This window comes from Nocardiopsis sp. NPDC055879 (assembly GCF_053615935.1).
Window position 1 is genome coordinate 108,063 of record NZ_JBSHCT010000003.1, and the last position, 20,391, is coordinate 128,453.

Below are 20,391 nucleotides of genomic sequence, written 5' to 3' on the forward strand. Positions count from 1 at the left end.
CGGGTCAGAAGTCGAAGTCGTCCACGTTGTCGGCGTCGAAGACCAGCGGCGGGCCCAGCACGACCTCGCCGTCGGTCTCGAACGTGAACTCGCCCAGGTCTCCGGCGGTGAAGGTCTCCCCCTGCGCGCCGGTGATCTGTCCTGCCTTGAGCGCGGCGCCGGTGTACCCGGCCAGGTAGCCCAGCTCGTGCGGGTTCCACAGCGCGAACCCATCGACCGTGCCGTCGTGCACGAACTCGCGCATCTGGTTGGGCGTGCCCAGGCCCGTCACCACCAGTTCGCCCTGGTACTCGGAATCGCTGACGTAGCGGGCCGCGGCGGCCAGGCCGACCGTGGTGGGCGAGACGACCGCGTCCAGGTCCGGGTGGGACTGCATCAGCCCCTGCATCTCCTGGAACGACTCCAGGTCGTCGTCGTTGCCGTAGACGGTGTCCACCAACTCCAGGTCGGCGTACTCGTCCTCCTGCAGGATCTGCTCCATCTCCTCGATCCACGCGTTCTGATTGGTGGCGTTGGGAGTGGCCGACAGGACCGCGAAGGTGCCCTCGCCGCCGAGCTGTTCCTCGACCATGTCCACCAGGGTCTGCCCGATGAGCCGGTTACTGGACTGGTTGACGAACACGTCGGTGCAGTTGGCGTTGGAGTCATAACCCACGATGACCGCGCCGTTGTCGCGCGCCTCGTTCAGGGACGGGCACACGGCGTCGGGGTCGTTGGCGGCGATGACGATGACGTCGCTGCCGGCCTGACTGGCGGCGTTGATGTACTCCACCTGGGAGTCGGCGGTGGCCTCGGTACCGCCCCGTTCGGTGGCCACGCCGCCCACTTCCTCCACCGCCTCCTGTCCCCCTGCGTCGACCAGGTCGAAGAACGGGTTGTTGAGCTGCTTGGGCAGGAAGTCGATGGCCAGGCCCTCGGGGATCTCCGCGTCCGGGTCGGCGGTTCCCGTGGGCCCCTGGGCGTCCTCGTCCTGGGCGTCGTCGATGGTGGTGCCGCCACAAGCGGTGGCCAGCAGCATCACCGCCGCGGTCGCGGTGAGGAACGAATAGCGTCGGGGGTCGATCATGGTGTGTCTCCCTCGGGGGTACGGGATGCGAGTGGGCGTGCGCGCCGGGAGCGGACCCGGGCCACGAGGTTGGGTGTGACGACGGAGGCGATGAGGATCGCGCCGGTGACGATGAGCAGGACGTCGCTGCTGACGCCGAACAGCTGCAGGGCGTTGCGCAGGACACCGAGCAACAACACGCCGCTCATCACGCCCAGGATCGAACCGACACCACCGAAGATGGACACCCCGCCGAGCAGGACGGCGGCCACGACCTGCAGTTCCAGGCCGAAGGCGGTGTCGGCGCGAGAGGTGCCGTACTGCAGGGTCCAAAAGAGCCCGGCCGAGGAGGCGACCACTCCGCTGAGCGTGAAAAGCCAGAACTTCGTCCACTTCACCGACACCCCGGAGAAGCGGGCGGCCTCGTCGTTGTTACCGATGTCGAACAGGGAACGTCCGGCGCCGGTGGCGTGCAGGAACACGGCGAAAAGCAGGGCGAGCACGAGGATCGCCACCGCGACCCAGGGCAGGCCCTCCACCCCGGGGAAGGGTGCGCGGGCCCCGCTCACCCAGTTCTGCGGGTAACTGGCCACGGCCCGATCCCCGAGCAGCACGTAGGCCAGGCCCCGGTACAGGGCCATGGTGCCGATGGTGACCGCCAGGGAGGGCAACCCCATCACGGTGACCAGCACCCCGTTGAGGGCGCCGAGCAGGGCACCGATCACCAGGCAGATCACCAGGGCCGTTTCGATCGGGACACCGGATTCCCACAGCACGCCCAGGGTGGCGCTGGTCAGGGCCAGGGTGGAGGCCACCGACAGGTCGATCTCCCCGGTGATGACGATGAGGGTCATCGGCAGGGCCATGAGGGCGATGGCGGCCACGCTCAACAACAGGAAGCTCGTGTTGCGACCGGTGGCGAACACGTCGACGAACATCGACGCGCACAACAACGCCACCACCAACGCGCCGACCACGGGGGCCTCGCGGGCCGACAGCAGGGTTCGGAACCTTCCAGGGGTGGGGGAAGGGGCGATGGTGTCAGGAGCCACGGGGACCTCCTCGGAGCCTGCGCGCCGAGCGCAGCGCCAGCAGCCGGTCCAGGCCGATGGCGGCCAGGATGAGCGCGCCGACGACGGCCTGGTGCCAGAACTGGTCGATCCGCCAGATGGGCAGGGCGGCGGTGATGGTGGTGAGCAGGATGGCACCCAGGGCAGCGCCGTAGACGGTGCCCACTCCCCCGGCGATGGCCACGCCGCCCACGACGGCGGCGGCCACGACCTGCAACTCCATGCCGAAGCCGACGGTGGAGTCGACGGTGCCGTAGCGGGCGGCGAAGAGGACCCCGGCCAGACCGGCCAGCGCGCCGTTGGCGACGAAGGCGGCCAGGACCCGGCGCCCCACGGAGATGCCGGACAGGCGGGCCGCCTCGACGTTGGAGCCGATGGCGTACAGCTCACGGCCCGAGCGGTAGTGGGACAGGAACAGGCCCACACCGACGACCACGACGATGGCGACGGCGGCGGGCAATGGTACGCCCAGGACACTCGACCGACCCAGGTCCAGGAAAGCGGAGGGCATGTCGTGGGCGTTGACCTGGCCACCGTCGGCCCACCAGTGGCCGAGCCCGCGGAAGGCGTAGAGCGTGCCCAGGGTGACGACCAGCGCGGGCACCTGGGCGAAGGTGACCAGGAAACCGTTCACCAAACCGCACAGGGCACCGACCACCACACCGGCGATGAGCACCACGGGGACGGGGAGCCCGGGGAAGGCCACGAAGAGGGTGCCGGTTCCGAAGGCCGACAGTCCCATCACCGAACCGACCGACAGATCGACGTTCTTGGTGATCAGGACCAGTGCCTGGCCCACGGCCAGAACGGACAGTACGGTCGCGCCGAGGAAGAGGTCGCGCACGCCCTGGCTGGAGAGGAACCCGGGATTGTTCAGCCACGTGGCCGCGATGAGCAGGACCACCGCCAGGAGCACACCGAGTTCACGCACCCGACGGGTGCGCCGGACGCGTCCGGTCGTGCTGGACACGACCGGGGTCTGGGTGTCGGTCACCGTCACGTCGCCCCCTTCCCCACGGTCGTTCCGGTGGCCGCGTACATGACGGACTCCTCGGTGGCCTCGGATCGGTCGAGTTCGGCGGTGAGTCGCCCCTCGTGCATCACCAGGACACGGTCGGCCATGCCCAGGACCTCGGGGAGTTCGCTGGAGACCATCACCACGGCCACCCCTTCCCCCGCCAGGGTGGTGAGCAGACGGTGGACCTCGGCCTTGGTGCCCACGTCGATCCCACGGGTGGGTTCGTCGACGAACAGGATCCGCGGTTCGGTGGACAGCCACTTGGCCAGTACGACCTTCTGCTGGTTGCCGCCGGACAGGGTGGAGACCGTGTCGGCCAGATCGCCGAACTTCAGGCGCAGACGCTCCCCCCAGTGGTGGGCCGCCTCGTTCTCCGCGCGCGAGGTCAGCAGGCCCGCGCGGCTGAGCGGACGGCGACGGGTGGCGGTGGCGTTGCGGGCGATGGAGGACTCCATGACCAGCCCCTGCTGGCGGCGGTCCTCTGGGACCAAGGCCATGTGGGCGGCCATCGCGGCCTTGGGCCGACCGGCGGGGAGCGGTCGACCGTGTACCCGAACCGCGCCGAGGTCGTAACGGTCCACCCCGAACACGGCGCGTACGACCTCGCTGCGTCCGGCGCCCACCAGCCCGGCCAGCGCGACGATTTCCCCGGCCCGCACCGTGAAGGAGACATCGGCGAAGACCCCTTGCCTGGTGAGCCCCTCCACCTCCAGGACGGTCTCACCGATGACGGCCTCCTGTTTGGGATAGAGGTCGTCGACGTCGCGGCCGACCATGCGGCGCACCACTGTGTCCACCTCCAGGTCGCCGGTGGGGTCACAGGAGACGAAGGATCCATCGCGCACGACCGTGACCCGGTCGCTGAGGGCGAACACCTCGTCGAAGCGGTGGGAGATGAACAGCAGCGCCGCTCCGGCGTCGCGCAAGGAGCGGGCGACCCGGAACAGGCGTTCGGCCTCCACCCCGGACAGCGCGGCGGTGGGTTCGTCCATGATCAGGACCCGGGCGTCGCGGGTGATGGCCTTGGCGATCTCCACGAGCTGCTGGTCGGCGATGGACAGTCCGCGCGCGGGACGTTCGGGATCGACCTCCACACCCAGACGGGTGAACGCCTCCCTGGTCAGGCGACGCATGCGGGCCTTGTCGATGGTGCCCCAACGGGTGCGGGGCTGGCGACCGACGAAGATGTTCTCGGTGACCGACAGGTCCGGGAAGAGGGTGGGTTCCTGGTAGATGACCGCGACCCCGGCCCGTTGGGCGTCGGCGGGGGCGGTGAACTCCACGCGTGCGCCGTCGACCAGCACACGGCCGTGGTCGGGGCGGTGCACTCCGGCCAGGGTCTTGACCAGGGTGGACTTGCCGGCCCCGTTCTCCCCTACCAGGGCGTGGATCTCGCCCGGGTGGAGTTCCAGGGACATGTTCCGAAGGGCGCGGACGTTGCCGAAGGCCTTGCTCACGTCGGCGAGGGAGAGGACGGGCGGACCCGTGGGGCCTCGAACCGCCATGCTGTCCTCCTTCCGTTGAGGACTCGCGTCGAGGTCGATACGCGGAGGGATCGGTGCGTGGGTCGGATCAGCAGACAAAACGTTTTAATATGAGGGTGATGTTAATTAGGCCACAGGCAGCCGTCAAGACATCCGGGAAACATCCTGATAAAGGGCCAGGACCGCCCACAACACCGCCCGGATCGGCGAGGGACGCCCCTCGCCCCTGAGTCACTTGTACGATTGACATTGACACGTTTCAATCACGGTGTGACCATGAGCGCACCTTCCAGGCTGGGAGTACCGCACGTGCCCGAGAACCCGAACCCCACCGCGGCCCGGCGCTCCGTCGGCATCACCCAGGTCGCGAAGCACGCGGGGGTCTCGCCCGGGACCGTGTCCAACGTCCTCAACCGCCCCGAACGAGTGGCCACGGAGACCAGGGAACGCGTCGAGGCCGCCATCCGCGAACTCGACTACGTGCGCAACTCCTCCGGCAGCAACCTGCGGTCCGGCCGCAGCGACTGCGTGGGACTACTGGTCCTGGACGTGACCAACCCCTACTTCACGGAGGTCGCGCGCGGAGTCGAGGACGAGGCGGTGGAGTCCGGCCTGGCGGTGCTGCTGCTCAACTCCGCCGAGGACCACACCCGACAGGAGCGCAACCTACGCCTGCTCGCCGGACAGCGCGCCGCCGGCGCGGTCGTCATGCCCATCGACGACGACCTGTCCGACCTACGCTGGTTGAGCAAACAAGGGATCCCCTGGGTCGCGCTGGACCGCGGCGACGTGCCCATCGAGGAAGGCTGCAGCGTCAGCGTCGACAACGAGGCCGGCGGACTGGCCGCCGGGCGCCACCTCATCGGGCTCGGCCACGAACGGATCGCTTTCCTGACCGGCCCCTTCTCCATCGACCAGGTCCACCGCCGCCACCAGGGTCTACTCCAAGCCGTCACCGAGGCGGGCCTGGACCCGGAGACCGCCCTCGACCTGGTGCACGTGCCCCAACTCAACCCCGAACAGGGCGAGAAGGCCGTGGACACCATCCTGGCCGGTGGGCCCCGCCAGCGTTCCACCGCGGTGTTCTGCGCCAACGATCAGCTCGCCCTGGGCTTCCTCAAGGGGCTTGGGCGACGTGGCCTACGCGCCCCCGACGACATCTCGGTGATGGGCTACGACGACATCGACGTCGCCGCCCTCGTGCATCCCGGGCTCACCACGGTCGCCCAGCCCAAGTACAAGCTGGGACGCACGGCGATGAGCCTGCTCCGGGAGCACTTCGACGACTCCGGCCACAGACACGAGCGCCGGCTCTTCACCCCGGAGATCGTGCTGCGCGGCTCGACGGCCGCACATCGGGCCTGAGTTGAGTTGACTGAGTTGGTTGAGCTGGCTGAGCTGAGCTGGCTGAGCTGAAGCTCGGGCGCGTCCGAGCGTTCGCGTGCATGCCCATGCTGATCTTGATTCAGTGCGAGTTTAAAACGATTCATCTTGGTGGGTGCGTGGGGCGCCTGGGCTAGATAACCCTGGGGTGGTTGGGCGGGGTGGGGGTGGGTTCTCCCTCCTTCCCCGCCGCGTGATTGTTGCCGCCCGCACCGCACGCGTCAAGGCAATGTCGTGTGCTCTGGCAGCGGGGCTGGTGGCCTTGACCCGTACGGCGCGGGCGGCGGTTTGGCGGCTATCGGGGAAGGGGGGAGAGTGGTTGAGGTCCCAACGGCCCTGCGGGCCTGCGGCCCACTCCGGCCGTGGCCGGCCGGATCCCTTCCCTTCCCTCTGGTGTCCTCGTTGAGCGCGTCGCCACTACGTGACGGGTCAGGCAACGAAGGACCCGCTACAGGTGGGGTTCGGGGCGGGGCGCGTCCCCGCGGTAGCCGGCTCTGGTCTTCACAGCGATGATCTTGCTCCTAGCGCCCATTTGGGCGCCCAACATGGCGCTACGGACAAGATCAAAAACAGGATCCCATTCGATTCCGGATTATGGATAACCCACAACAGGGACCAATTCATGGTAGGCATGTCGGCTCCAGAATTCGGTTAATAAACTGGAGGGTGGGCCTGTCATTTCCTGGGGTGTTCGCATATAATCAGAGTATGAGCTTTCCTCCCCACACACCGCGCCCGACCGGGAACACCCCGGTCGATAAGGCGATGGCGGGTGCGCGGGAGATGGCGGTGGAATTCTCCGGCCGGGATATCCCGTTCGGGTGTGAAACCGAGACGCTCGCCCAGTTTCGCCGGCTCAATGGTGAAGTCGACCGGATCCGCTACGGGATGTTGCCCGCCCTGGCCCGCATGGAGACCACCGGCGCCTTGTTGGAAGAGGGTGGCCAGCGCAGCATCCAGGCGTGGATCACCCACCAGTGGGGGACCTCTCCGGCCGAGGCCAAGAGCCTTGCCACCCTCGCCCGGGCGTTGTGCCAGCAGCAGCTCTCCCTGGTGGAAGAAGCCTTCCAGACCAGCGCCCTGTCCTTGGGTGAAGCCTGCGCCATCGCGACCTCCACCGAAAAGGCCACCACCGAGTGGGCGAAGGTCCTCGAAACAGCGGATGAGGAATTCCGTGCCCAGCGTCCTTCGGTGGAGGGGTTTCGGGCCCGGTTGGAATACGGGCTCATCGCCTATAAGAAGGAATGCCCGCAGGCTTCGGTGCGCCAGTTGCGGGACGCGGCGAAATGGTTCGTCGCCCGCCTGGACCCGGATAAGGCCGACCGGGACTATGACGAAACGTTCGAGAACCGGGGCGCGCAGTTCTCGCCCACGTTCGAGTCCGGGTTTTTGTTGCGGATGTGGGGTCCGGGGGCCGATAACGAGCTCATCCAGGCCGCTCTGGAGGCTTACACCGAGCCGTATGGGCCGGATAACACGGCGATGCCGAAGCATCAGCGCACTTATGACGCGATGATGCGGATCTTCGAGACAGCTCTGACCCACCGGGGTTGCTCCAGCCTGAGCCGCCAACCGTTGGCCACGTTGAACATCACCGTGCCCCTGAAGCGCTTCCTGGGTGATGGGTCGGCTGAGCCGGCCACCACCGAGGATGGGGTGGTGTTGCCCGATCAGATGGTGGCCCGTTTGACCCCCGAGAGTTGGTTGCGCCGGTTCGTGACCGATGCCCAGGGTCGGACTCTGTTGGATGTGGGGCGTAAGCAGCGGTGTGCTCCGGATCCGGTGCGCCAGGCGGCGGGGTTCAAGAAGCCTTACTGCGAGTGGCACGAGGGTTGTGATGTGCCGCGTAGTTGGTCGCAGTACGACCACATCGTTCCGTTCTCCCACGGCGGGGTCACCAGCGCCGAGAACATGCAGGTGTTGTGCTCGACCCATAACCGGCTTAAGCACCGGTTGCAGGCGAAGGTGAATCGGCAGATCTGGGAGCACCACCACGCCCAGAACCGCCAGGAAGCGGGAAAGGAATCCGGGTCGGGGGATGGGGAGGGGGAGCCGGCCCCAGCCACTGTCCTCTAACCACCACCATCCGCTTCCACGACCATGCGTTTCCGCCAGGTGGAACACCACCCCGCCGCGACCACCCCGAGATCACCCCCGGTTGGGTGTCAGAACCCAAGGGCCCTGTGTCCTGTGGGGATATCGGTATGTCCCCGCCGCGAACCCCCTACCCGGAGTCATATCCCGGGGCCGGAGCGGCTCCCGTTGGGGGTCTCGGCGCCACTGCCACCCCTGGTACCGGCCCACCGGCACCATCAACCCCGTGTTGTCTCTCCATCATGATGATCTTGTCCGTAGCGCCATGTTGGGCGCCGAACATGGCGCTACGAGCAAGATCATCGCCAAAGGGGCGCCGGTGCCGGCTACCGCAGGGACGCGTACCGCCCCGAGCCTCACCTGTAGCGGGTACTTCGTGACCGGACCCGTCACGTAGTGGCGACGCGGCCCACGAGGACACCAGAGAGAGGGGAAGGCATCCGGCCGGCCACGGCCGGACCGGGCGAAGCCCGGGGCCGTTGGGACCTCAACCACTCTCCCCCCTTCCCCGATAGCCGCCAAACCGCCGCCCGTGCCGTACGGGTCAAGGCCACCCACCCCATCGCTACAGCACTCGACATCGCCTTGACGCGTGCGGTGCGGGCGGCAACAATCACGCGGCGGGGAAGGAGGGAGAACCCACCCCCACCCCGCCCAACCACCCCAAAGAGCCAGAAAACCGAGGCGCCCCACCAACACACCCCACACCCGCCCCGTGAACCGGAGGACCCACCGCCGGCGCCCCGCGTTTTGTTCCCCGCGCCCCGCGTCTTGCTCCCCGCGCTCCGCTCCGCTCCCGCTTCCCGCGCCCTACCCTCACCTCCCCCCCGCCCACGTACCGACCCGGGCCGGAGAGTCAGCGGACCACGTCCACCCAGACCATGCGGTGGTCCGAGCTCGGGAACGGGTAGTCGCCGGTAAGCCGGAACAGAGGGTCGTCCACGGTCGGCCAGAACACCCCCGACGCGCGGGCCGGCAGCGAACGCGAGGGCAGCACGTAGTCGACCCGCAGGTTGCCCGGACCCGGCTCGTCCACGAAGTCCGCGCTGTCCAGCTCCGGGTCGCCCATCTGGTCGTCGTTCGCGGCGCCCTGCCGCTCGGCCGCGCCGCGTCCGCCCTGGCTGGAGGGGCGCACGTCCACGATGTCCCGGTGCTCCAACAGCTGAGTCATGGCCTCGGGATGCCCGTCGCCGTCGTTGGGGTCGGCGTTGAGGTCTCCGGCGATCACGAACCGGGCCCCCGGCGCCAACCCGCCTCGCACCCCAGCGTCGTCGTAGACGTAGTCGGCGGCGCGGGGACGCACGTAGTCGGCCCAGAATCGGATCTCGTCGTGGTTGCGGGCCACGTTGCGCTTCTCGGGGCCGTCGAAGGTCGGCGGCGTGGGGTGACTGGCCAACAGGTGCACGGGTCGTCCCCGCCCGGTGTCGATGGGGAGATCCCAGTGGCTCTTGGAGGACAGTCGCAGCACTTCCAGGGCCTCCTCCGAGTAGTAGGACTCGCCCGTCTCGGGGTCGGTGGGAAGCAGCGCGTTCGGCATGTCCGCCCAGCGGAAGGTCTGGAAGGTGCGCACCTCCTCGGTGACGATCGGGTACTTGGACAGCACCGCCATGCCGTACTGGCCGGGGAAGACGCCGTACCCGAAGGCGTCCTCGGCGTACTCGGGGGTTCCCGGCTCGGTCACGGCCTCACCGTCGCCGTTGAGGTCCACTCCTGAGGCCACACCGGTGTTCACCGGGGCGTTGTACACGTACGGGTAGTCGATGGGGTCGGCGCCGTTCTGTCCCACGGACAGGTAGTTGTCCTGGAACCGCCGCAGCCCCACGCCCTCCTCGTCGTGGTCGAACTCGTTGACCAACAGCACGTCGGGCCGCGCGTGCTGGATGATCTCGGCGACGTTGCGGGCCTGGTCGCTGTCGGGTGAGGCCAGTTCCTCGGCGAGCATCCCCTCCTCGGGGCGCTCCAGAGCGGTGTTGAAGGTCGCGAAGCGAACCTCGTGCTCACCGGGCGGGGCGGGGATCGACGGCGACTCCGCTCCGGCGGCGGGCATCGCCACCAGGGCGGAGGCCGCCAGAACGAGAGTGGCGGTGGAAGCGATGCGACGGGGCGTCTTGGTCACGGAGATGGTCCTCTCAGCGGGGGTTCGCGCGCCGGAGCGTAACAGGGGATCGTGTCCGAACGGTGTACCACCGTCGTCCGAACGACACCGAAATCCCCTTGGCGAACCCTCCCCACCCTGTTCGAATGGAGTCCCCATGGCACACAAGGAACCCAACCTCCCCTTCCGCTGGAACATCCCCGGGGGAGACCGCATCGGCTCCCTCACCGAAGGCATCGACTACGACCCCACCCACGTCGACGAACTCGCCGAGTGCGCGGCCAAGGTCCTGGCACGCAGCGCGGACGGTGACCTCTACTTCGTCGGACGCTCCCCGGACAGCGTGTACGACCTGCTCACCGGGGTGCTCGCCGATACCTCCCACCACACACGGCTGCACCGCCTGCCGTTGTCCCTCTACGGTCTCGACGGCGAGGACCTGACCCCCGACGAACGCGCCCAGTTGCGCGTCAACCTCGACGCGACCGGGATCAGCCCGCAGACCCTGGCCGCCCGCGACCGCCCCGTGGTCTTCACCGATCTGGTCGCGCGCGGTTCCACCTTCGGCAACCTGCACCAGCATCTACGAGACTGGATCGACGACGAACGGGCCGCCTGGAACGTGATCCGCCACAGGGTCCGCTACCTCGGCATCACCTCCCGCGAGAAGACCAGCCCCAATACCTGGCGCTGGCAGCAGCACGCCGAGTGGACGAACGACCTGCCGCCCAGCTCCGTACGCAACGTGTCCATCGGTGGATTTCTCTGGAGTCACCTGGGCAACTCCCAGCCCAAGACCGAGGACTCCTTCCGGCGCACCCGCTGGTCCGACCCCGCCGTCACCCGACCCCGCCACGACGAGAGGGCCCGGCAAGGGCTGGCCGACGCGCTGAGCTGCCACGAACACGGACGCACCCGCCGGGTCCGCTCCCTCGTCCACCGTGTCCTGACCGGCGAACCGGCCTTCCGCGACCCGTGGCTACGCACCCTCGCCCACGACCTCCGAGCTTCCAAGGGGACCTCACGACCCTGACCCGCGGCGGGACTCGGGAAGCGGTCCGGATCGACCCGGGAGACGTGCGCGGAGACCTCTCCACGGCGACACCCCCGAAGGGCCGTCCCCACGCGCAGATGGAGGCCTCGACCCCCGACGAATCGCGAGCCTCCCCGGGCCGGGCCCGGCGCATTGATACGGGCCCGGTTCGTTGTCCACAGGTGTCCCCGAGAGTCACAGGGAAGTCGTAGTCTCAGGAGTCACCACCCGTCCGTCTACCCGCCTGGGGGCACACGCGTCATGGCCGACTCCTTCGCACATCTGCACGTCCACACCGAGTACTCGATGCTCGACGGGGCGGCGAAGTTGAAGCCGTTGTTCAAGGAGGCGGCGCGGCTGGAGATGCCGGCCGTGGCCATGACCGACCACGGCAACATGTTCGGCGCCTACGAGTTCTACCAACAGTCCAAGGGCACCGGGGTCACCCCCATCATCGGTATCGAGGCCTACGTGGCACCCGAGTCGCGCTTCCACAAGAAGCGGGTGTTCTGGGGGCGCTCCAACAGCTCCGACGACGCCTCGGCCGAAGGCGGCAAGGACATCTCCGGTGGTGGCCGCTACCTGCACATGACGATGCTCGCCGAGAACGAGCAGGGCCTGCGCAACCTGTTCCGGATGTCCTCGCTGGCGTCCATGGAGGGCTACTACATGAAGCCCCGCATGGACCTGGAGCTCATGCAGGAGTACAACGAGGGCGTCATCGTCTCCACCGGCTGCCCGTCGGGTGGTGTGCAGACCCGGTTGCGGCTGGGCCAGGAGAAGGAGGCCATCGCCTACGCGGCGGGGCTGCAGGACATCTTCGGCAAGGACAACGTGTTCCTGGAGCTGATGGATCACGGGGTGCCGATCGAAAAGGAGGTCCGTGACGGTCTGCTCAGGGTCGGCCGGGAACTGAACATCCCGCCGCTGGTGACCAACGACTCCCACTACGTGTACGAGTCCCAGGCCTCGGCGCACGACGCCCTGCTGGCGGTGGGTGTGGGCAAGAACCTGGACGACCCCACCCGGTTCCGGTTCAACGGCTCGGGTTACTACCTCAAGTCCGGCGACGAGATGCGCGGGCTGCTCAACTTCGACGAGTGGGCCCAGGGGTGCAAGAACACCCTGCTCATCGCGGAGCGGGTCGACCCGAGCGCCTACGACAACGTCTTCGCCCACCGTGACCTGATGCCGGTCTACCCCGTCCCCGAAGGCGAGACCCAGGCCTCCTGGCTGGCCAAGGAGGTGGAGCGCCGCATTCCGGTGCGCTACCCGAACGGGGCCACGGACGAGGCGCGTTCCCGCATCCAGTACGAACTGGGCATCATCAACGAGATGGGCTTCCCCGCCTACTTCCTCGTGGTCGCCGACATCTGCGACTACGCCCGGGAGAACGGCATCGCGCTGGGCCCGGGCCGTGGCTCGGCCGCCGGTTCGATGATCGCCTACATGTTGGGCATCACCGACCTGGACCCCTTGGACCACGGTCTGCTGTTCGAGCGGTTCCTCAACCCCGAACGTGTGTCCATGCCCGATGTCGACCTGGACTTCGACGAACGTCGGCGCGGGGAGATGATCGAGTACGTCACCCGCCTGTACGGCGAGGAGCGGGTGGCGCAGATCCTGACCTTCGGCACCATCAAGGCCAAGGCCGCGATCAAGGACTCCACCCGCATCCTGGGCATGCCCTACTCCACGGGCGACCAGATCACCAAGGCGTTCCCGGCCCCGGTGGGCGGCAACGAGATTCCGCTGGACGCGGTGTACAACACCGACCACGAGCGTTACGGCGAGACGACCGAGCTGCGCAACCTGGTCGACAACGACCCGCAGGTCAACAAGGTGATGGAGACCGCTCGGGGTATCGAGGGCCTGACGCGTGGCACGGGTGTGCACGCGGCGGGCGTCATCCTGTCCAAGGAACCGTTGCTGGACGTCATCCCGCTGCACAAGCGTGACGCCGACGGCGCCATCATCACGGGCTTTCCCTACCCTCAGTGCGAGGACATGGGTCTGCTCAAGATGGACTTCCTCGGCCTGCGCAACCTGACGATCATGGACGACGCGGTCAAGAGCATCAAGGAGGCCGACGGCGTCGACGTCGACCTCGGAAAGCTTCCGCTGGACGACCCGAAGACCTACAAGCTCCTGGCCAGGGGGGACACGCTCGGTGTGTTCCAGCTGGACGGCGGCGCGATGCGCAACCTGCTCAAGCGGATGGAGCCGAAGGCGTTCGGTGACATCACCGCCGTGCTCTCGCTGTACCGACCCGGTCCGATGGCGGCCAACGCCCACAACGACTACGCGGACCGTTCCAACGGCCGGCAGGAAGTCACGGCGATCCACCCCGAGCTCAAGGACGCCCTGGAGGGCATCCTCGGTGAGACGTATCACCTGATCGTCTACCAGGAGCAGATCATGGCGATCGCCCAGCAGTTGGCCGGGTACAGCCTGGGCGGCGCCGACCTGATGCGTCGGGCGATGGGAAAGAAGAAGAAGGAGGCCCTGGAGAAGGAGTTCGAGAAGTTCTCCGCGGGCATGATCGAGAAGGGCTTCTCCCGGGAGTCCATGCAGGCGATCTGGGACGTCATGCTCCCGTTCGCCGGTTACGCGTTCAACAAGTCGCACGCCGCCGGATACGCCCTCGTCGCGTACTGGACCGCCTACCTCAAGGCCAACTACCCCGCCGCGTACATGGCCGCGCTGCTGACCTCGGTCAGCGACGACAAGGACAAGATGGCGGTGTACCTGGCCGAGTGTCGGGCCCAGGGAATCAAGGTGCTGCCGCCCGACGTCAACGAGTCGGGTCTGCGCTTCACCCCGGTGGGCTCCGACATCCGCTTCGGTATGGGCGCGGTCCGCAACGTGGGCGCCAACGTGGTCAACTCCGTGGTCAAGACCCGGACCGAGAAGGGCAAGTACACCTCCTTCACGGATTTCCTGTCCAAGATCGAGCTGGCCGCCTGTAACAAGCGGGTGATCGAGTCGCTGGTCAAGGCCGGTGGGTTCGACTCCCTGGGGCAGCCGCGTAGGGAGCTGTACCGCCACCACGAGATGGCGGTGGACGGCATGATCAGCTCCAAGAAGCAGGAGGCGAACGGCCAGTTCGACCTGTTCGGTGGCGGGGACGACGACGGTGACTCCACCCCCATCGGGTTGAACATCCAGTGGGGCGACGAGGAGTGGGACCGCAAGACCAAGCTGGCCTTCGAGCGGGAGATGTTGGGTCTGTACGTGTCCAGCCACCCGTTGGCCGGGGCCGAGCGGGTGCTGGCCCGCTCTCGGGACACCTCCATCGCGCAGATCGTCGCCGGCGACCTGGGACGGGAACGCGGTGAGGTGCGCATCTCCGGGTTGATCTCCAAGGTGGACAAGCGCACCAACAAGGCCGGTAACCAGTGGGCGATCGCCACGGTGGAGGACCTGGACTCCTCGATGGAGGTGTTGTTCTTCCCCAAGACGTATCCGCTGTACGTGGAGGCGTTGCTGGAGGACACCGCGGTCACGGTCAAGGGCCGGCTCAACGACCGTGACGGTACCTGGTCGATGTTCGCCTCGGAGATGTCGATCCTGGACATCTCGCACATCACCGAGGGGGAGCCCCCGGTCCTGCTCACCTTGGACGAGAAGCGGCTCTCCCCGGACCTGGTGGGCGACCTGCGCCAGATCCTGAGCACTCACAAGGGCGAGACCCCGGTGCGGGTCCGCGTGGACAACCCGGTGCGTTCGCGGATCTACGCGCTGGAGAACTACTCGGTGCGGATCTCCCCGGAGTTCAACGGTGAGGTGAAGAGCCTGCTGGGGGCGTACTCGGTCGACTACTGACCAGGCGGAATCCACGCTCCGTGGAGCACCGGCCCTCGTGTGTCACGGCACACGGGGGCCTTATCGGCCGACGGAGCCGTCGGCCAACTCCCGGAGCAGGTCCAGGTGTCCGTTGTGGCGGGCCGTCTCCTCGACCATGTGGTTGAGCACCCAGCGCAGGGTGGTCCGTCCCGGGCCGCCCTGGAGGACGTGGCGGGAGGAGTTGCCCAGCTCCAGATGGGAGGTGATCTCTCGGGAGCGTTCGCACTGGCGTTCGTAGTCGGCCAGTAGTTCGTCCAAGGGAAGCCGGGCGCCGACCCGGAACTCACCGTCGGGGTCCAGGGTCGAGTACGGCGCCACGTCGGGTTGGTCGAGCATCACCACCTCGAACCAGAACGCTTCCATCCAGCGCAGATGCGACACGATCCCACCGATCGTGGTCATCGGCGAGGACGGGATCGGAGCGGCCGAGGACAGGGCCGGGTCCAGGCCCGCGCACTTGAGGTGCACGGTGGAGCGGTGCCACTCCAGCCAGGACGACAGCATCGTCCGCTCGTCCGCCGCCATGGGAGGATCGACACGTTTGGGCAGGGCCACGGGACCGCTCTTGTCGTACATGCGGGTATTGTCCTTCGGGTCGTGACCGGGTATCCACTGGTTTTCGGCAGGTCCGGGACACGAAGGGGGCAGACAGGGTGAAGACGGAGGGCGGCCGTTCCGGCGCGTCGAGGGTGGGGCGCGGATTGGCCGTGGCCGCGGCGGTGTTCGGCGCGACGGCGCTGCTCGGGGCGCTCCTGGGCCCGTTGTGGTGGTGGCTCGCCCCCCGCCCGGAGGTGACCGCGCTGGGCGAGGGCGAGGTCTTCGCCGGCGCCACCGAGGAGGTCTTCGCGGGTGAGGGCTACTTCGTCCTCATCACCGCGCTGGCCGGTATCGTCACCGGTTACGCCTGCTACATGATCCAGTTCGGACTGTCCGAGCGGCGTGAGCAGGACCTTCGGCTCCCGCTGCTGTTGGTGGGCTTCCTGGGCGCCGTCGTGGGCAGTGCCCTGGTCTGGCGGATCGGTGTCGCGTTGGACGCCCCGGCCCGGGAGGTGCTCCTGGCGGCCGAACCCGGTGACACCGTCACCGGCGCGCTCCAGCTCCAGGCCCTGGCCTTCCTCATCGTGTGGCCCTTCGTGCACGTGCTGCAGTACGGGCTGCTGGACGGAATCAGCCTGCTGCGCTCCGATCAACCCGGCGTTCCCGAACCGCTCCGTGAGCCCGAACCCGAACCTGACCGCGAACCCGGGCCCGACCGCGAGGGCCGGCTTCCCTGATCGTGCTCACAGGCGCTGGACGGAGCCCTCGTACATCGCGTCGAGCAGTTCGGCGTACTTCTCCTCCACCGCCCGGCGGCGCATCTTCAGACTCGGCGTGATCTCACCGGCCTCCACCGTCAGCGGGCTCGGCAGGATCGTGAACTCCTTGACGGACTCGTGCCGGGGCAGGTTCTCGTTCAACTCGTCGATGGCCTCCCCGACCATGGCCCGAACCTTGGGCTCCCTGGTCAGACCGTCGTAGTCGAGCGCGCCCAGCCCGTTGGCCTCGGCCCACGCGTCGATCGACTCCGGGTCCAGGGCCACCAGGGCCACGCAGTAGGGTCGCCGGTCGCCGTGCACGACCAGGTTGCTCACGTACGGGCACAGTGACTTGAATCGGCTCTCGATGCCCTGCGGCGCCACGAACTTGCCGCCGGAGGTCTTGATCAGTTCCTTCTTGCGGTCGGTGATCCGCAGACGCCCGTTCTCCAGCGCGCCGATGTCACCGGTGGCGAACCAGCCGTCCTCGGTGAGCACGGCCTCGGTGGAACCGGACAGGTTGTGGTATCCGCGCATGACGCCCTGGCCGCGCAGCAGAACCTCGCCGTCCTCGGCGATCCTGACCTCGGTTCCGGGCAACGGCAGCCCCACCGTTCCGAAGCGCACCTCACCGGGCCGGTTGAGGAAGGCGCCCGCGGAGGTCTCGGTCAGCCCGTAGCCCTCCAGGATGGTGATCCCCGCGCCGTAGAAGAACCGGCCGATCTCCGGGGCCAACGGCGCACTGCCGGAGACGAAGAAACGCAGTCGGCCACCGAAACGGGCCCGCAGCCTGGCGAACACCAGACGGTCGGCCACCTTGTACTGGGCCGCCAGCACCCCGGTGGGTTCCTTGCCCGTTTCACGGAGCCGGGCCACCCGATCGCCCACGCCCACCGCCCACTTGAAGACCCGGTACTTGGCGGCGCCGCCCTCCTTGGCCTGTAGGACGACCTTGTTGTAGACCTTCTCGAAGATGCGGGGGGCCGCCGCCATGAAGGTCGGCCGCACCACGGCGAGGTTGTCGACGATCTTGTCCACGCGCCCGTCCACGGCGGTGCGAAACCCCAGCCGCAACTGGGCGACCTGCATGACCTTGCCGAAGGCGTGGGCCAGGGGCAGCCACAGGTACTGCACGTCGTCGATGGTCAGCATCTGCCGACCCCGGGCGCTCATCTCCTGGTCCAGGGTCTCCAACGCCTGTGCCTCGTACAACCAGTTGGAATGGTCCAGGCGCACGCCCTTGGCGCGGCCGGTCGTGCCCGAGGTGTAGATCAGGGTGGCGAGGTCCTCGGGTTCGACGGCGGCGACGAGTTCGTCGAAGAGTTCGGGCCGCTCCGCGTGGAGTTGGGCGCCGTGCTCGGCCAACTCGGCCAGGCCCATGACCCAGTCGTCGTCGCCTCCCGCGTCACCCTCGAACGCGATCACCTTGGACAGCCCGGGCATGGCGGCGCGCTGCTCCCGGAGCTTGGCGACCTGTTCGTCGTCCTCGGCGAAGGCCACCAGGCTGCCGGAGTCGGAGACGATGTAGGCGCAGTCCGGCGGGGTGGAGCCGGGATAGATGGTGGTGGAGGCGCCGCCGGCGCACAGGATCGCCAGGTCGGCCAGGATCCACTCGATCCGGGTGCTGGAGACGATCGCGCAGCGCGCCTGTGAGGTCAGGCCGAGGGAGTGCAGACCCAGGGCCAGGTCGCGCACACGGTCGCGGGTCTGGTTCCAGGTGAGGCTCTTCCAGGTTTCGGGACCACCACCGGGGGAGGGGACGGGGTGGCTGAACGCCTCCCGGTCGCCGGATCGGGCGACGCGGGAGGCGAACATGTCGGGGACGGACCTGTAGGGGGATGAGAGGTTGCCCATTTCACAAAGCTACCGCCGGGTAGGGGGGTGGGCAACAGCCTGTGGCCGAATGTGCCGGGGTCCATGGACCTCTGTGTCACAGCGGAATCCGCTGTGTGCGGCACCTCACCTCAGTCCGATGAGATGGGTGCGGTGATCGCCTCGGTCAATCGGATCAGATCGGCCGGGGCCAACTCCATCTGCAGGCCACGCCGCCCCGCCGACACGTACACCGCGGCCAGGGCGGTGATCGAGGAGTCGATCACCGTGCGCAGCCGTTTGCGCTGCCCCAGCGGGCTGATGCCGCCTCGCACGTACCCGGTGATCTTCTCGGCTCTGGCCGGTTCGGCCATGGTCGCCCTCTTACCGCCGACCGCCATGGCCAACGCCTTGAGGTCCAGCGAACCGCTCACCGGGACCACCCCGACGGTGAACACCCCGTCCACCTCGGCCACCAGGGTCTTGAACACCTGATGGTGCGGCACCCCGATCGCGTCCGCCGCGTAGGCCCCGTAGGAGTGGCCGTCGCCATCTCCGTCGACCTCGTAGGGGTGCAGGGTGTAGGTGGTCTTGGTCCGTCCCGCCGCCACGGTCGCGGGCGTGGCTTTTCCACTCATCGGCTACCTGGGCTTTCCACTGGTCTATGGCTTGCGGGCAGGCTAGCGCAACACGTGCCCGGATTCGACGGGCACACTAATTGAAGGAGACCCCGTTGTTGAGGAAGGGGCCCGCCGGCAGGTTCGGCAGGGTGGGGGCGGCCACGATCCGGTTCTCCCGACGCAGGAAACGCGCGGCCACGGCCAACCGGGTCGCGCCGTCCTCGGCCTCCAACAGGCGCTGCTTCTCCGCCGGGTCCAGCACGATCGAGGCGGCCACCGCGTGGGACAGCGCGATGGGGTCGCGTGGCAGGTCGCGGGAGGTCTCCGGGGCCATGCCGATCTCGGACAACCGCCCCCGGTAGACCTCGTACAGGTCCAGCACCCGATCGGCGTGTTCCTTGGCGTCCGGCCCCAGGGCCTCGGGGAGCAACGACACCGATGCGGTGGAGTAGTCGTCGGTCCCGAAGGTGTCGACCTCCGACAGGTCGATGACGCGGAACCGGGTGCCGCCCTCGACCACCAGGTCGTAGCGGCCGTCCTCGTAGGTGCGTACGTCGCGCACCACCGCGGTGCATCCCACGGCGCTCACCACCGGAAGCGAGGGCGAACGCGTGTGCTCGACGGTGTGCGGCACCCCGGTGTCGGCACCGCCGGCGCCCTGACCGGACTCGCTCGCCACCTCGTGGCCCAGCTCGATCCACACGACACCGAAACGGGCCGGTCCGCGTTCACGGCCACCGGCCTCACCTCCGGCCATCGTGGGTCCGAGCAGTTCCGAGACCAGCTTCCGGTACCGCTTCTCGAAGACGTGCAGGGGGATCGTCATCCCCGGGAACAGCACGGTGTTCAGTGGGAAGATCGGCAGAGCCTCAGGCATGTCCCCAGTATGCCCCCGACGGGCCACATGGCGACGCCCCGCCCGGGGCCCGGGCGGGGCGTGTGTTCACGCCGGGCGTCGTGGGTCAGGACACCGTGGGGCCGGCGGTACCGGGCGCACCCTGGCTGCCGTTGTCCTCACTGGGCATGTCGCGGGCCACGAAGGTCTCCACGTCGAACAGGTTGCCGTTGGAACGGTCCACGACGTTGAGGAGGGTCGACATCTTGGCGACCTCCTCGACCTGCTCCTGGATGAACCACTGCAGGAACTGTTCGCCCGTGTAGTCCTCTTCGTCACGGGCCACCTTGGCCAGGTATTGGAACTGGTCGCTCACCTCTCGCTCCTGACGCAGGGCCAAGGCGACAAGGTCGCGGGAGACGGCGAAATCCGTCTCGATCGCGTCGACACCCGGTAGGGCGAACGTCACGTCGTTGTCGAGCAGGTACCGCACGAGCATCATCGCGTGGTCGCGTTCCTCAAGGGACTGCTCGTAGAAGACCCGGGCCAACTGGGGCAGGTCCTGGTCGTCGAACCAGGCGGCGATCGCCACGTACTGGTGCGAGGCGGTGAACTCGTGCCGGACCTGGTCGACCAGGAGTCGGTGGAACTTGGAAAGGCCGCTATCGCCGGAAGAGTTGGAAGTCATGGTTCTACGATAACGCATTAGAATGCATTTTGTGAAACACGAGAAACGGTTCGGGTGTTTGTTAGGCAAGCCT

At 67.9% G+C, this 20,391-nt stretch carries 15 protein-coding genes; 5 read left to right on the plus strand and 10 right to left on the minus strand.

What is annotated here, in order from left to right; translation table 11 throughout:
* Positions 1-4 precede the first annotated feature (4 nt).
* The 4 genes from rhaS to ACWGKS_RS04525 are packed head-to-tail and all read right to left on the minus strand — an operon-like array spanning position 5 to position 4,638.
* Positions 5-1,066 carry a rhamnose ABC transporter substrate-binding protein gene (gene rhaS / locus ACWGKS_RS04510; RefSeq protein ID WP_358513267.1) on the minus strand — a complete coding sequence of 354 codons (1,062 nt, stop codon included), beginning with the start codon at positions 1,064-1,066 and terminating at the stop codon, positions 5-7.
* Positions 1,063-2,097 carry an ABC transporter permease gene (locus tag ACWGKS_RS04515; RefSeq protein WP_358513269.1) on the minus strand — a complete coding sequence of 345 codons (1,035 nt, stop codon included), beginning with the start codon at positions 2,095-2,097 and terminating at the stop codon, positions 1,063-1,065. Before ACWGKS_RS04515 ends, rhaS begins: the two co-directional genes overlap by 4 nt.
* Positions 2,087-3,109, minus strand: coding sequence for an ABC transporter permease (locus ACWGKS_RS04520; RefSeq protein ID WP_452457021.1), 1,023 nt, complete (start codon positions 3,107-3,109; stop codon positions 2,087-2,089). Before ACWGKS_RS04520 ends, ACWGKS_RS04515 begins: the two co-directional genes overlap by 11 nt.
* 2 nt (positions 3,110-3,111) lie before the next feature.
* Positions 3,112-4,638 carry a sugar ABC transporter ATP-binding protein gene (locus tag ACWGKS_RS04525; protein WP_358513271.1) on the minus strand — a complete coding sequence of 509 codons (1,527 nt, stop codon included), beginning with the start codon at positions 4,636-4,638 and terminating at the stop codon, positions 3,112-3,114.
* Positions 4,639-4,893: 255 nt separating this feature from the next.
* On the opposite strand from ACWGKS_RS04525, the gene ACWGKS_RS04530 reads away from it, so the two are divergent.
* Entirely contained in the window at positions 4,894-5,982 is a 1,089-nt protein-coding gene (locus ACWGKS_RS04530) for a LacI family DNA-binding transcriptional regulator (RefSeq protein WP_358513273.1), read from the plus strand.
* 726 nt (positions 5,983-6,708) lie between these two features.
* A complete protein-coding gene (locus ACWGKS_RS04535; RefSeq protein ID WP_452521718.1) occupies positions 6,709-8,076 on the plus strand; it encodes a DUF222 domain-containing protein in 1,368 nt (455 codons plus the stop codon).
* Between the two features lie 874 nt (positions 8,077-8,950).
* On the opposite strand, the gene ACWGKS_RS04540 is transcribed toward ACWGKS_RS04535, so the two are convergent.
* Positions 8,951-10,141: an endonuclease/exonuclease/phosphatase family protein gene (locus ACWGKS_RS04540; RefSeq protein ID WP_358510838.1), complete on the minus strand. Its 1,191-nt coding sequence runs from the start codon at positions 10,139-10,141 to the stop codon at positions 8,951-8,953.
* A gap of 205 nt (positions 10,142-10,346) precedes the next feature.
* Here ACWGKS_RS04540 and ACWGKS_RS04545 point away from each other — a divergent pair, with 205 nt between their 5' ends.
* Both ACWGKS_RS04545 and dnaE read left to right on the plus strand, forming a co-directional pair.
* Positions 10,347-11,222 (plus strand): hypothetical protein, encoded by an 876-nt coding sequence (locus tag ACWGKS_RS04545; protein WP_358510824.1) that lies wholly within the window; start codon positions 10,347-10,349, stop codon positions 11,220-11,222.
* Between the two features lie 261 nt (positions 11,223-11,483).
* The gene (gene dnaE, locus ACWGKS_RS04550; RefSeq protein ID WP_358510822.1) at positions 11,484-15,047 is read left to right on the plus strand and encodes a DNA polymerase III subunit alpha; all 3,564 of its coding nucleotides are present in this window, start codon (positions 11,484-11,486) and stop codon (positions 15,045-15,047) included.
* 60 nt (positions 15,048-15,107) lie between these two features.
* On the opposite strand, the gene ACWGKS_RS04555 is transcribed toward dnaE, so the two are convergent.
* Positions 15,108-15,644 (minus strand): DinB family protein, encoded by a 537-nt coding sequence (locus ACWGKS_RS04555; protein WP_358510819.1) that lies wholly within the window; start codon positions 15,642-15,644, stop codon positions 15,108-15,110.
* Positions 15,645-15,721: 77 nt separating this feature from the next.
* On the opposite strand from ACWGKS_RS04555, the gene ACWGKS_RS04560 reads away from it, so the two are divergent.
* A complete protein-coding gene (locus tag ACWGKS_RS04560) occupies positions 15,722-16,342 on the plus strand; it encodes a hypothetical protein (protein WP_358510816.1) in 621 nt (206 codons plus the stop codon).
* Positions 16,343-16,348: 6 nt separating this feature from the next.
* On the opposite strand, the gene ACWGKS_RS04565 is transcribed toward ACWGKS_RS04560, so the two are convergent.
* The 4 genes from ACWGKS_RS04565 to ACWGKS_RS04580 form a co-directional block, all read right to left on the minus strand.
* A complete protein-coding gene (locus ACWGKS_RS04565; protein ID WP_358510813.1) occupies positions 16,349-18,217 on the minus strand; it encodes an AMP-dependent synthetase/ligase in 1,869 nt (622 codons plus the stop codon).
* 110 nt (positions 18,218-18,327) lie between these two features.
* Positions 18,328-18,813, minus strand: a complete 486-nt coding sequence (ybaK, locus tag ACWGKS_RS04570; protein ID WP_358510810.1) for a Cys-tRNA(Pro) deacylase — start codon at positions 18,811-18,813, stop codon at positions 18,328-18,330.
* Positions 18,814-18,889: 76 nt separating this feature from the next.
* Positions 18,890-19,672 (minus strand): LON peptidase substrate-binding domain-containing protein, encoded by a 783-nt coding sequence (locus tag ACWGKS_RS04575; protein ID WP_358510807.1) that lies wholly within the window; start codon positions 19,670-19,672, stop codon positions 18,890-18,892.
* Between the two features lie 85 nt (positions 19,673-19,757).
* Positions 19,758-20,318 (minus strand): ferritin, encoded by a 561-nt coding sequence (locus ACWGKS_RS04580; protein WP_358510804.1) that lies wholly within the window; start codon positions 20,316-20,318, stop codon positions 19,758-19,760.
* Positions 20,319-20,391: the final 73 nt, after the last annotated feature.

What these genes read in the sequence shown, in the direction of transcription:
- rhaS (WP_358513267.1), bottom strand. Translation starts at nt 1,066, where the DNA reads ATGATCGACCCCCGACGCTATTCGTTCCTCACCGCGACCGCGGCGGTG.
- ACWGKS_RS04525 (WP_358513271.1), bottom strand. Translation starts at nt 4,638, where the DNA reads ATGGCGGTTCGAGGCCCCACGGGTCCGCCCGTCCTCTCCCTCGCCGAC.
- ACWGKS_RS04530 (WP_358513273.1), top strand. Translation starts at nt 4,894, where the DNA reads ATGAGCGCACCTTCCAGGCTGGGAGTACCGCACGTGCCCGAGAACCCG.
- ACWGKS_RS04535 (WP_452521718.1), top strand. Translation starts at nt 6,709, where the DNA reads ATGAGCTTTCCTCCCCACACACCGCGCCCGACCGGGAACACCCCGGTC.
- ACWGKS_RS04540 (WP_358510838.1), bottom strand. Translation starts at nt 10,141, where the DNA reads ATGCCCGCCGCCGGAGCGGAGTCGCCGTCGATCCCCGCCCCGCCCGGT.
- ACWGKS_RS04545 (WP_358510824.1), top strand. Translation starts at nt 10,347, where the DNA reads ATGGCACACAAGGAACCCAACCTCCCCTTCCGCTGGAACATCCCCGGG.
- dnaE (WP_358510822.1), top strand. Translation starts at nt 11,484, where the DNA reads ATGGCCGACTCCTTCGCACATCTGCACGTCCACACCGAGTACTCGATG.
- ACWGKS_RS04555 (WP_358510819.1), bottom strand. Translation starts at nt 15,644, where the DNA reads ATGTACGACAAGAGCGGTCCCGTGGCCCTGCCCAAACGTGTCGATCCT.
- ACWGKS_RS04565 (WP_358510813.1), bottom strand. Translation starts at nt 18,217, where the DNA reads ATGGGCAACCTCTCATCCCCCTACAGGTCCGTCCCCGACATGTTCGCC.
- ybaK (WP_358510810.1), bottom strand. Translation starts at nt 18,813, where the DNA reads ATGAGTGGAAAAGCCACGCCCGCGACCGTGGCGGCGGGACGGACCAAG.
- ACWGKS_RS04575 (WP_358510807.1), bottom strand. Translation starts at nt 19,672, where the DNA reads ATGCCTGAGGCTCTGCCGATCTTCCCACTGAACACCGTGCTGTTCCCG.
- ACWGKS_RS04580 (WP_358510804.1), bottom strand. Translation starts at nt 20,318, where the DNA reads ATGACTTCCAACTCTTCCGGCGATAGCGGCCTTTCCAAGTTCCACCGA.